The sequence below is a fragment of the Sphingomonas sp. CCH5-D11 genome, from assembly GCF_001557395.1.
Classification (GTDB): Bacteria; Pseudomonadota; Alphaproteobacteria; order Sphingomonadales; family Sphingomonadaceae; genus Sphingomonas.
The window spans coordinates 1-11,501 of record NZ_LSKH01000298.1 but is presented as its reverse complement, the minus strand read 5'-3'; the positions used below and the strand labels follow the sequence as shown (position 1 = coordinate 11,501).

The window sequence follows — 11,501 nt, the reverse complement described above, 5'->3', positions numbered from 1 at the left end:
GCGCAGCCGCCTCCGGGGCCGGCGCCTCGGTCGGCGCGGCGACCGGCTCGGGCGCCTCGCCCGGCTTGCGGAACGTGCGCGCCTTCTTCGTCTCCACGATCACCGTATTGGAGCGGCCGTGGCTGAAGCTCTGCTTCACCTTGCCGGTCTCGACCGTGCGCCGAACACCCAATGGTGCGCGCATGCCAAGTTTCGGCTTATCGTTGTCGGTCTCGCTCACTCAAATTCCTCGTGTGTCGTCACGGCCGGTTCGTGCCCGGAAAGATCGGGCGCCGATGCGCCTTGCGCGGCCGTTGCGCAAGGTGCGGCAATCAGGTCGCTCATCAAAGACTGGCTTTGATGGGCTCCTTCAGGGTCGGGGCCGATAAAACGGCGCCAGCGATCGAGCGCTTCGCCCAACCTGCCGGCCGCCATGCGGTCGGTGACGCCGATATGTACCACGTTTTCGCGGCCCAGCGCCATCGACAATATGGGGCGTGGTATCGGCAGAACCAAGCCCCCCAGATCACTACCTTCCCGATCGGAGCCGACGCGCCAGGCCTGAGCGAGCTTGCGCCGCCCGTCCTCGGCCGCATCGGCCGCATGGTACAGCGCCTTGAGACGCCCCGATCGGGCCGCCTCCTCGATCCTGTCCGAACCGGTCAGCACCGTGCCCGCCCGCGCCTCCAGCCCCAGCCGGTCAAGCGCATTGCGCTCCAGCGCCGATGCGATCAGCGCCGGCAGATCGTCCGGCACGGTGAACTCCCCGGTCTTGAACGCCCGCGCCAGCGCGCCGCGCAGCTTGCCCTTCGCCTGCGCCTTGGCGAGCTCCGCCGCATCAACGCCGATCCAGGCGCCCCGCCCCGGAGCCTTGGCGCGCACATCGGGGAGGATGCGGCCGTCCGGCGACAGGACCAGACGGACAAGGCCGTCACGCGGCGCCTCCTCGCGGGAAAGGATGCAGGTGCGGATGGGATCAGCCACAAACACCTCCGTCATGCCGGGCTTGTCCCGGCATCCAGCTCTCGGCAGTCTCAGCGATATGAGAGAGCGGCAACCATGCGTCTACATCCTGGCGAGCGGTCGCTACGGCACACTGTACATCGGCGTGACGTCGAATCTGATTGGTCGCTTGATACAGCATCGCGACGGCACCTTTGCCGGCTTCACCAACCGTCACCGCGTACTCCAACTCGTCTGGTACGACACGGCCGACACGATGGAAGCCGCAATCACGACCGAGAAGCGGATCAAGAAGTGGCCACGCGACTACAAGCTCAACCTGATCGAACGGGACAATCCATTCTGGGAAGATCTCGCGCCCATCTTGGGCCTGCCGCCGCTTCAGCGCACCGCACGTCATGCCAACCTTGTGCCGGCATCCAGCCGTCCGGATACTTACCGACCGCCGAACGCGGGGATGCCTGGATGCCGGCACAAGGCCGGCATGACGGCAGCAGGACATCGCTGCACCGGACACCCGCCCAAGGCAACGGCGCACGCGCCCCCCGCCGCCAGCCTTCCGGCCGGACGAGCAAACCCCAAGCTGCCGAAGCGACGCTAGCCGATCATTGCGAGGAACCCGCATGCGCGTCTCCCTCGCTCGGCGATGCCTTTGGTGCGTCCCGATCAACGATCAGCACGCCACCGGCACCGTAATTCTCCGTCGAAACCTCCTCGATCACGACCTGCACCGCCGCCGGGTTCTTGCCCAGCCGCGTGACCAGCGAGGACGTGACGTCAGCCACGATCCCCGCCTTCTGCTCCTTCGATGCGGAGCCTGCGATCCTGATCGATACGAACGGCATCAGGCCTCGGCGCCCTCCGCCGTCTGGCCTTCGCCGCCGTCTTCATCCTCGAACCAATGCGCGCGGGCAGCCATGATGATCTCGTTGCCCTGCTCTTCGGTGAGACCATATTCGCCCAGCACGCCGCCCTTGTGCTCCGGACGACGCGGTGCGTCCTCGTTGCGGCGGCGCGGCTCGGCGCGCTTCTTCTCGATCAGCTCGTCGGTGGCGAGATCGGCGATATCGTCCAGCGTCTTCAGGCCCGCCTTGCCGAGCGTCACCAGCATCGCTTCCGTCAGGTGCGGCAGCTCCGCCACCGCATCCTCGACGCCCAGCGAACGGCGCTCGTCGCGATTGGCCTGCTCGCGGCGGTCGATCGCCTCGGCAGCGCGGCTCTGCAGCTCCTGCGCCAGATCGTCGTCGAAGCCCTCGATCGCCGCCAGCTCGTCCAGCTCGACATAGGCGACCTCTTCCAGCTCGGTGAAGCCCTCGGCCACCAGCAGCTGCGCCAGCGTCTCGTCCACGTCCAGCTCGTTCTGGAACATCTCGGACCGCTGAACGAACTCCTGCTGGCGCTTCTCGCTGGAGTCGGTCTCGGTCATGATGTCGATCGCCTTCGCCGTCAGCTGCGAGGCGAGGCGGACGTTCTGGCCGCGACGACCGATGGCGAGGCTCAGCTGGTCGTCAGGAACGACCACCTCGATCCGATCCTCTTCCTCGTCGATCAGCACGCGGCTGACGTTCGCCGGCTGGAGCGCGTTGACGACAAAGGTGGCGGTGTCGGGCGACCAGGGAATGATGTCGATCTTCTCGCCCTGCATCTCCTGCACGACGGCCTGGACGCGGCTGCCCTTCATGCCGACGCAGGCGCCGACCGGATCGATCGAGCTGTCGTGGCTGATCACGCCGATCTTGGCGCGGCTGCCCGGATCGCGGGCGGCGGCCTTGATCTCGATGATACCGTCGTAGATCTCCGGCACTTCCTGCGCGAACAGCTTCTTCATGAAGTCCGGGTGCGCGCGGCTGAGGAAGATCTGCGGGCCGCGGTTCTCGCGCACGACCTTGAGGATCAGCGAGCGGATGCGGTCGTTCACGCGCACCACTTCGCGCGGGATCTGCGCGTCGCGGCGGATCACGCCCTCGGCGCGGCCGAGATCGACGACGATATGGCCGAATTCGACGCGCTTCACGACGCCGGTGATGATCTCGCCGGCGCGGTCCTTGAATTCCTCATACTGGCGCTCACGCTCGGCATCGCGGACCTTCTGGAAGATGGTCTGCTTGGCAGCCTGCGCCTGGATGCGACCGAATTCGATCGGCGGCAGCGGATCGACCAGGAAGTCGCCGACGCCGGCGCCCGCCTGCAGCTTCTGTGCGCCCTTCACGTCAACCTGCTTGTAGATGTCGTCGACCTGCTCGACCACTTCCACCACGCGCCACAGGCGAAGATCGCCGTTGTTCGGATCCAGCTTCGCGCGGATATCCATTTCCTGGCCGTAGCGGGTGCGCGCCGCACGCTGGATCGCATCTTCCATCGCCTCGATGACGATGGCCTTGTCGATCATCTTCTCGCTGGCGACGCTGTTGGCGATCGCGATCAGTTCCGCACGGTTCGCGGTGACGCCGGTAGCCATTACTCGGTTTCCTCTGCTTCGATTTCTTCTTCTTCCGCGCCCTCGATGGAAAGCGGGACGGTTGCAGCGATCAGTTTGTCGGTCAGCACCAGCTTCGCATCGGTGATGCGCGCGAAGGGCACGTTGGCGATTGTGCCGGTACGGTTGCGGATGGCGATTGCCTCGCCTTCCACACCGACGATCTCGCCGCGGAACTGCTTCTGGCCGTCAAGCGGCGCGTCCAGCGTCAGCTTCGCCTCATGCCCAGTCCAGTCGGTATAGTCGGACAGGCGGGTCAGCGGGCGATCGATGCCGGGGCTCGACACTTCCAGACGGTACGCGCCGTCGATCGGATCGCGACCCTCCGCCTCCAGCACGTCGAGCACGTCGGAGATGCGGCGTGACAGATCGGCACAATCGTCGATCGTCAGCTGCCGCGTATCGGGCCGCTCCGCCATCACCTGCAGCGTGCGGTCATCGCCCTTGCCGAACAGCGCGACACGCACGAGGTCGAAGCCGAGCGCCTTGGCTTCGGTTTCGATCAACTGGGTCAGCGCGGTGATTTCCGCCATCGGGGCTCCACATACACACAGGTTTTTGCCGCCGCGGAGCCCTGCCCCGCGACCCCTTGCATCTGGCGATGTAAGAGAAAGCACAGCCGATATAGAACGAGACCGCCACCGGAGCAATCCCTTAGCATACGGCGGGGCAACGATATTCAGTCGCGGCCCGATCCTGTCGCCACGCCCGACGTGGTCCGCGCCTCATCCTCCACCGCAATGTCGAAATGCATCACGTCCTCGCGCGTGCCGAGCTTGGTATAAAGCGCGACGGCCGGATCATCGCCGTAATCGGCCTGGACGAAGATCACATACCCGCCCGCGTCCCGCACCAGCGGCCGCAGCGCATCGATCAGCGCCGTGGCGACGCCGCGCCGCCGATGCGATTCGGCTACTGCCAGGTCATAGATATAGGCTTCCGCCCGTGCCTGCTCGAGCTTGTCGAGGAGATAGGCGACCAGCCCGCCGACGATCATCGCGCCCTGCTCCGCCACCAATGCGAAGACATGCGGCCTGGCAAGCTGCGCGGCGAGATAGCGATCGTCCGGCGGCGCCGCGACATAGTCGGCCGCGTGGTCGAATGCGGCATGGAACAGCAGGTTGAGCCGCCGCATCGCCTCGAGGTCCGCCGGGCCCAGCCGGCGCACGATCACCGGTTCGCTCGAATGTTGCAAATTGTTGCTGCCAGTCGGAACGGGAGGGGGACGCTATCGTTCATTTTGCAGGTAAAGGGAAGGAAGTGGCATGTTGTGGACGATCGCGATCATCCTGTTGATCCTGTGGCTGCTGGGGTTCAGCCTGAACATCGCAGGCGGCCTCATCCACATACTGCTGGTGATCGCGCTGATCGTCGGGCTGGTGCAGCTCTTCACCGGCCGCCGGGTGTAGCGCGGTCGATCACCCCGGCCCGGCACCGGGGTGATCACCGAAAAAATCAGCCCCGCTCGGCCAGCGCCTTCAGCCTGGCCAGATCGCTCCGGATCCAGCGCCGGTCGCGTGCGAACGCCTCGTCATCCATGTCCGGCTGGCGGAAAAGCGTCAGCTGCACCTCCGCGCCCGCGCCATTGGCGATGACGCGCAAGGGGACATGCACCTCCGCCATCCCGTCAGGAATGACGCGATGGTCCATTACGCCAAACGCATTGTGCGGCGTGAAATAGACCCGGATCCCGCCCTCGGCTCCTTCACCGACCCACGAATCGCCATCCTGACGAAGCGCGAACTCGCTCAATCCGGATGCCCAGCGCTGGAAATCGGCCGGCCGCCAGAACGCCTCATAAACTTCGCGCCACGGCCGATCGATCGTGACGGACAGGACGATGGCCGGAAGCATCACGACACCAGCATCAGTCGGCGAACAACAGCACGGGCGTCTCGAGCAGCTTCTTCACCGCCTGGACATAGCTCGCCGCATCCCAGCCATCGACGACGCGATGGTCGCAGCTGATCGACAGGTTCATCAGCTTCGCGCGAACGATGTCGTCGCCCCGGAACACCGGCCGCTCGACGATCTTGTTCGGGCCGATGATTGCTACCTCCGGCCGGTTGATCACCGGGGTCGTTGCGATGCCGCCAAGCGGGCCGAGCGACGTGACGGTGATCGTGCCGCCCCCGAGCTCCTCCGGCTTCAACTTCTGCGTACGCGCGGCCTCCGCCAGCCGCCCGATCTCGCTCGCCAGCTGCCACACATTCTTGTCCTGCGCGTCGCGGATCACCGGCACGGTCAGCCCGGCATCGGTCTGCGCCGCCATGCCGAGATGCACGCGGCCCGATCGCGTCACCACGCCCGCCTCGTCGTCATAGCGAGCGTTGAGCATCGGAAATTGCGGCAAGGTGCGGCAGATCGCGACGATCAGGAACGGCAGCATGGTGAGCTTCGGCCGCTGCCCGCGATTGTCGTTCAGGTCCGCGCGCATGTCCTCCAGCGCGGTAACGTCGATCTCGTCGACATAGGTGAAATGCGGAATGTGGCGCTTCGACGCGGCCATGTTCTCGGCGATGCGGCGGCGCATGCCGATGACACGAACCTGCTCGTCCTCGCGGGCGCGGCTGGCGTGGGGGGCGTGATAGCCCTGCCCGCCCGCGTAGCGCAGATAAGCGTCGAGATCCGCGTGGCGGATGCGGTCGCCCTCGGCGATCTTCACCTGGGTGAGATCGACGCCCAGATCCTTCGCCCGCGCACGGACGGCGGGGGAAGCGAGCACTGCCTTCTCCCTCTCCCCGCTTGCGGGGAGAGGGTCGGGGAGAGGGGCAGTGTCGGGCGTAATCGAAGCGCCAACGCCTGCCGCCTCTGACTGCCCCTCTCCCCTGCCCTCTCTCCCGAGGGGAGAGGGAGTTTCCACCACCTCCTCGACCCCCGGGTTCTCCGCCTCGAACGCCTCGGCCTCATCCTCGCCGCCGAGCTTCTGCGCGGGGTCAGCCTCAGCCGACACCTCACCCTCGGTCTCGATCACCACCAGCATCGCGCCGATCGCCACCTGGTCGCCAACCTCTCCGGCCAGCTCCACCACCGTCCCGGACACCGGGGATTCCATTTCGACGGTCGCCTTGTCGGTCATCATGTCGGCGATATTCTGGTCTTCCTCGACCCGGTCGCCGACCTTGACGTGCCAGCCGACGATTTCCGCCTCGGCAATGCCTTCGCCGATATCCGGCAGCTTGAAGGTAAAACGCGCCATTGTTCTTGTTTCCGTTCGTGTCGAGCGAAGTCGAGACACCGGTCTCGCGAACCCCGTCCCTCGACTTCGCTCGGGACGAACGGGGTGGGTGGGCGTTTGCCCCTAGGGAATCATCAGTCCTTCAGGATCTTCTTCAGCGCCATGCCGATGCGCACGGGGCCGGGGAAATACGCCCATTCCAGGCTGTGCGGATACGGCGTGTCGAAGCCGGTCACGCGCTCGACCGGCGCTTCCAGGTGATAGAAGCACCGCTCCTGCACCAATGCCGACAGCTCCGCGCCGAACCCGCCGGTGCGCGTCGCCTCATGGACGATCAGGCAGCGCCCGGTCTTCTTCACGCTGTCCTCGATCGTCTCGATATCGAGCGGCACGAGCGTGCGCAGGTCGATAATCTCGGCATCGACGCCGGTATCCTCCACGACCTGGGCGCAGACGTGCACCATCGTGCCATAAGCGAGCATCGTCACCGCCTCGCCCGCGCGCACCACCGCCGCCTTGCCGAGCGGGATCTTGTAGTAACCGGTCGGCACCTCGCCGGCGGGATGCTTGGACCAGTTGGCCGCCGGGCGATCCCAATGGCCGTTGAACGGCCCGTTGTAGATGCGCTTTGGCTCGAAGAAGATCACGGGATCGTTGTCCTCGATGGACGCGATCAGCAGCCCCTTGGCATCATAGGGCGTCGACGGGATCACCGTCTTCAGCCCGGAAACGTGGGTGAAGATGCCCTCGGGCGACTGCGAATGCGTCTGCCCGCCGAAGATGCCACCGCCAAACGGCGATCGCACGGTAATCGGCGCGGTGAACTCCCCATCCGAGCGATAGCGCAATCGCGCCGCTTCGCTGACCAGCTGGTCGAGCGCCGGATAGATGTAATCGGCGAACTGGATCTCGGGGACGGGGCGCAGGCCGTATGCGCCCATGCCGATCGACACGCCGATGATTCCGATCTCGGTAATCGGCGTATCGAACACGCGCGTCTTGCCATATTTCGCCTGCAGCCCCGCAGTGGCGCGGAACACGCCGCCAAAATAGCCGACATCCTCGCCCATCACGACGACGCCCGGGTCGCGATCCATCATCACGTCCATGGCGGAGTTGATCGCCTGGATCATGTTCATGCGGGCGGTAGTGGCCTGCTGTTCTTCAATCACGTCGGTCATATGACTTTCCTGCCCTCGCCACTCCGAAGGAGGGGAGAGGGATACCGGAGCTTGGCGGCGCAGCCGCCTAGCGGAGGTTGGGAGAGGGGTGGGCGCCGCCACGCGGCGCGCGAGCCTGCGGCTCGCCCGACCCCTCTCCCAGCTACGACTAGGCAGCGAGCTGCCAAGTCTGCGCAACCCTCTCCCCTTTCCAGGGGAGAGGGCGAAGCGAGGCTCACTTCCGATCCCACGGTCGCCCGCTCTCGGTCTCTTCGTCGATCATCTGCTGGCGCTGCTCGCGCAAATGCCACGGCATCTCCTCGAACACCCCATCGAACAAAGTATCGAGCGGCTGGTGCAGCCCATGCCCGAGGATGCCGTTCTTCTCGGCCTCCTTCTGCGCCGCCTTCACCTCGTCGGCGACCTCGCGATCCATCGCCGCCTGCCGCTCCTCATCCCACTCGCCGATGGTGATCAGATGATCCTTCAGCCGCCGGATCGGATCGCCCAGCGGCCATGCCGTCGGCTCCCCGGCCGAGCGATATTGCGACGGATCGTCCGATGTGGAGTGTCCCTCGGCGCGATAGGTGAAATGCTCGATCAGCGTCGGCCCCTGGTTGGTCCGCGCCCGCTCGGCCGCCCATAAAGTCGCCGCATAGACGGCCAGCGCGTCATTCCCGTCGACCCTGAGGCCCGCGATCCCATAGCCGATCGCGCGCGCGGCAAAGGTCGTGGCCTCCGCCCCGGCGAAGCCCGAGAAGCTCGAAATCGCCCATTGGTTGTTGACGACGTTGAAGATCACCGGCGCGCGATAGACGGTGGCGAAGGTCAGCGCGGAGTGGAAATCCCCCTCCGCGGTCGAGCCCTCGCCGCACCAGGTCGCCGCGATCCGCGTGTCGCCCTTCGACGCGGAGGCCATCGCCCAGCCCACCGCCTGCGGATATTGCGTCGTCAGATTGCCCGAGATCGAGAAGAAGCCGAAGCGCTTCTCCGAATACATGATCGGCAGCTGCTTGCCCTGCAGCTTGTCGCCCGAGTTGGAATAGATCTGGTTCATCATGTCGACCAGCGGGCAGCCGCGCGCGATCAGCAGCCCCTGCTGGCGATACGAGGGGAAGCACATGTCGTCGGCATCCAACGCATAGGCCTGCGGCACCGCCACCGCCTCCTCGCCCAGCGACTTCATGTAGAAGCTCGTCTTGCCCTGCCGCTGCGCGCGGAACATGCGCTCGTCGAACGCGCGCACCATCGCCATGTGGCGCAGCATGCGGCGCAGCGTGTCGGGCGAGAGCTTGGGATCCCACGGCCCCACCGCGCGATTGTCGTCGCCGAGCACGCGCACCATCGTATAGGCGAGATCGGTGAATCCGCGCGCATCGGCGGCGGTATCGGGCCGCGGCGCCGCGCCGGCCGCCGGGATGTCGACATCGGCGAAATCCACCGTGTCGCCGGGGCGGAACTTGGGCTCGGGCACATGCAGCGCGAGCGGTTTCAGGTTGCTGCGGGCGGCGTCCGCCATGGTCTCTCCGGTATGATGACGCGTCTTAAACGCGCTGGCGCCATCATCGCTTCGTTGTTATAAAATTTCAAGGCGGCGCAACGTAATTTGCACGCAACTATGTTACGGGAGAGCGGCTGCGATTGCAGAGTTCCGCAGTCACCTCACCAGCTTCGTCACCCCAGCCCTGTGCCGGGTCCAGCCATCCGCAAGCCGAACGTCAGCATAGGCCGGTCATCACAAGCACGCCTCGTCATCCCGGCCTTGCGCCGGGATCCAAGGTTCCGCGCACGCTGAAGCCGATGAGTTCGCGGCACCCTGGATCCCGGCACGGCGGCCGGGATACGTAGCGGGGAAACGGTAGCGCACGCCGCGCCGCATCCGTCATCCCGGCTTTGTGCCGGGGTCCAGGGTGCCGCAAATTGGATCGCTAAAAGGTGCGCGGCTCGGTGGATGCCGGGACAAGCCCGGCATGACTAACTGGGTGTCCTGCCCTTCACGAGTCCCACGATTGACTCCGCTGAGAATAGGAACAAAATAGGAACACATAGCTTAATCGAGTCGTGCCCGTGTCATCCCCAGCCATCATTGCCGAGCTACGCGAAACGCTCCGCGCCATCGAGGGCGACGGTTATCGCCGGCGTGAGACACTGCCGTTCGGCATCCCATCGTTCGACCAGCGGATCGCCGATGGCGGCCTCCGGCTCGATGCGCTGCACGAAATCGCCGCCGGCACCGCGAACCTGGGCGACGATGCCGCCGCCACCCTGTTCATCGCCGGAATCGCTGCGCGCGCCTGGGGCCCGATACTCTGGGTTGTCCGCCGGCGCGACCTGTTTGCGCCCGGTCTCTATCAGGCCGGCCTCTCGCCCGAGCGCGTCCTCTATGCCGAGGCGCGCGACGATGCCGAGCTGCTCGCGCTGATGGAGGAGGGGCTGCGCCACCGCGGCCTCGGCGCGGTGATCGGCGAGGTGAAGCGTGCCACCATGGGTGCCACCCGCCGTCTCCAGCTCGCCGCGGAGGGCGGGCGCACCATTGCCCTCCTCCTGCGCCGCCACCCGCGCGAGGATGCCGACCCGCTCGGCACACCGTCCGCCGCGCTCACCCGCTGGCGGATCACCTCCGCCCCTTCCGCTCCCTCGCGCCACGGCATGGGCCGGGCGCGCTGGACCGTCGCGCTCGAACGTCAGCGCGGCGGCGATCCTTTCACCACCTTGATGGAGGCCTGCGATGACACGGGTCGCCTTTCTCTACCTGCCGCACTGGGCGATCGATCGCGTGCGCCGGGCCGAGCGGCGCCGCGCACCGCCGCGGCCTGATACCGGCTCCGACTCGGGGTCCCCCCTCGACATCGCCCCGCTCGCCGCCGCCGTGGCGGAGGAGCAGGTGCTGCAGTGCGACGCGCCCAAGAACACCGGCTGGCGCCCCGGCGCGCGCTGGGCGCGGTCGGACGCGGCTGCGCCGGAACCCCAAGCCGAAAAACCATGGTCGCAATCGACGCGCGAGGATGTCGCGCGCCGGATCGAGGCGATGCCCGAACACCAGCGTCCGCCAATGCGCGAGATGGGTCGCCGCAGCGAAGCCGCCGACAATCCCTTCAAGGCCATGCCGCCTGACGAGGGCACGCGTCCGGTGCGCACGACGCTGCCCGTCCGCCCCGATCCTGAGGACGTGCCCAGCAAGCGCTGGCGCGGCTTCGACGGCCTCGATCCCAATGCCGACGACCGCGCCGCCGCTGCGCTGGCGCGCTGGAATGCGATGCCGTCGGTCCGCTACCCCGGCGAAGGCCCGCATCCCGACAAATACGCCCGCTGCGGCTCCAACGACGCCGGTGCGCAGGTGCCCGGCGTCGCCGCCTTTTTCGACACCGGCCGCACGCTGGGCGGCATGGTCGCGCGGGTGTGCGAACCCCAATCCGTTCGCCCTGAGCCAGTCGAAGGACGTGCCCCAAACGCTGCGCCCCGGGCCCGCACTTCGACAGGCTCAGTGCGAACGCAGGAAAGGGCCCTCAGCCGCCCTTCAAATTCTCACACAACAAACATTCATAAGCGCGATGTTCGAGAAATTTCGCCCCTCGTCACCGTTCACAAGATTTCCAGCCGCATCGAGATCGCCGCTGTCTCACCTGAAGCACAGGCGCTCGGCCTCAGCCCCGGCACCGCGCTGACGCAGGCGCGCGCCGCCGTGCCCGATCTCGACGTGCGCGACGCCGATCCCGTGGGCGACCGCGCCGATCTCGAACGGCTC

At 66.5% G+C, this 11,501-nt stretch carries 13 protein-coding genes and 1 pseudogene; 4 read left to right on the top strand and 10 right to left on the bottom strand.

The window, feature by feature from the left end; all coding sequences use genetic code 11:
* Both AX702_RS18090 and AX702_RS18085 read right to left on the bottom strand, forming a co-directional pair.
* Positions 1–184 (bottom strand): translation initiation factor IF-2 associated domain-containing protein (locus AX702_RS18090; RefSeq protein WP_156455587.1); only part of this gene is annotated, 184 nt, incomplete at its 3' end.
* A gap of 32 nt (positions 185–216) precedes the next feature.
* Positions 217–978: a DUF448 domain-containing protein gene (locus AX702_RS18085; RefSeq protein ID WP_197420678.1), complete on the bottom strand. Its 762-nt coding sequence runs from the start codon at positions 976–978 to the stop codon at positions 217–219.
* Between AX702_RS18085 and AX702_RS23890 the strand changes: the two genes are divergently transcribed.
* Positions 872–1,543 (top strand): GIY-YIG nuclease family protein, encoded by a 672-nt coding sequence (locus AX702_RS23890; protein ID WP_331710428.1) that lies wholly within the window; start codon positions 872–874, stop codon positions 1,541–1,543. The genes AX702_RS18085 and AX702_RS23890 overlap by 107 nt on opposite strands.
* A 4-nt stretch (positions 1,544–1,547) precedes the next feature.
* Here AX702_RS23890 and AX702_RS18075 read toward each other — a convergent pair whose 3' ends face one another.
* The 4 genes from AX702_RS18075 to AX702_RS18060 all read right to left on the bottom strand — a co-directional run bounded on the left by AX702_RS18075 (position 1,548) and on the right by AX702_RS18060 (position 4,592).
* Entirely contained in the window at positions 1,548–1,787 is a 240-nt protein-coding gene (locus tag AX702_RS18075; protein ID WP_066781834.1) for a tautomerase family protein, read from the bottom strand.
* Complete coding sequence (gene nusA / locus AX702_RS18070; protein ID WP_066781833.1) at positions 1,787–3,400, bottom strand: transcription termination factor NusA; 1,614 nt, start codon at positions 3,398–3,400, stop codon at positions 1,787–1,789. Before nusA ends, AX702_RS18075 begins: the two co-directional genes overlap by 1 nt.
* Positions 3,400–3,951 carry a ribosome maturation protein RimP gene (rimP, locus tag AX702_RS18065; RefSeq protein ID WP_066781832.1) on the bottom strand — a complete coding sequence of 184 codons (552 nt, stop codon included), beginning with the start codon at positions 3,949–3,951 and terminating at the stop codon, positions 3,400–3,402. The genes nusA and rimP overlap by 1 nt, the downstream gene beginning before the upstream one ends.
* 146 nt (positions 3,952–4,097) lie before the next feature.
* Entirely contained in the window at positions 4,098–4,592 is a 495-nt protein-coding gene (locus AX702_RS18060; RefSeq protein WP_066781836.1) for an AAC(3)-I family aminoglycoside N-acetyltransferase, read from the bottom strand.
* A 91-nt stretch (positions 4,593–4,683) separates the two neighbouring features.
* Between AX702_RS18060 and AX702_RS22220 the strand changes: the two genes are divergently transcribed.
* On the top strand, positions 4,684–4,827 hold the full coding sequence (locus AX702_RS22220) for a lmo0937 family membrane protein (protein WP_143058562.1): 144 nt from the start codon (positions 4,684–4,686) through the stop codon (positions 4,825–4,827).
* A 46-nt stretch (positions 4,828–4,873) separates the two neighbouring features.
* Here AX702_RS22220 and AX702_RS18055 read toward each other — a convergent pair whose 3' ends face one another.
* The 4 genes from AX702_RS18055 to AX702_RS18040 form a co-directional block, all read right to left on the bottom strand.
* A complete protein-coding gene (locus AX702_RS18055; RefSeq protein ID WP_066781831.1) occupies positions 4,874–5,272 on the bottom strand; it encodes a polyketide cyclase in 399 nt (132 codons plus the stop codon).
* A 13-nt stretch (positions 5,273–5,285) separates the two neighbouring features.
* Positions 5,286–6,617 carry a dihydrolipoamide acetyltransferase family protein gene (locus AX702_RS18050; protein ID WP_066781830.1) on the bottom strand — a complete coding sequence of 444 codons (1,332 nt, stop codon included), beginning with the start codon at positions 6,615–6,617 and terminating at the stop codon, positions 5,286–5,288.
* Positions 6,618–6,730: 113 nt separating this feature from the next.
* Complete coding sequence (locus AX702_RS18045) at positions 6,731–7,735, bottom strand: alpha-ketoacid dehydrogenase subunit beta (protein ID WP_066781835.1); 1,005 nt, start codon at positions 7,733–7,735, stop codon at positions 6,731–6,733.
* A 256-nt stretch (positions 7,736–7,991) separates the two neighbouring features.
* Positions 7,992–9,275: a 3-methyl-2-oxobutanoate dehydrogenase (2-methylpropanoyl-transferring) subunit alpha gene (locus AX702_RS18040; RefSeq protein ID WP_066781829.1), complete on the bottom strand. Its 1,284-nt coding sequence runs from the start codon at positions 9,273–9,275 to the stop codon at positions 7,992–7,994.
* A 548-nt stretch (positions 9,276–9,823) separates the two neighbouring features.
* Here AX702_RS18040 and AX702_RS18035 point away from each other — a divergent pair.
* Both AX702_RS18035 and AX702_RS18030 read left to right on the top strand, forming a co-directional pair.
* The gene (locus AX702_RS18035) at positions 9,824–10,573 is read left to right on the top strand and encodes an ImuA family protein (protein WP_197420677.1); all 750 of its coding nucleotides are present in this window, start codon (positions 9,824–9,826) and stop codon (positions 10,571–10,573) included.
* Positions 10,485–11,501, top strand: a pseudogene (locus AX702_RS18030) (hypothetical protein); the annotation flags it as partial. The gene AX702_RS18035 and the pseudogene AX702_RS18030, both read left to right, overlap by 89 nt.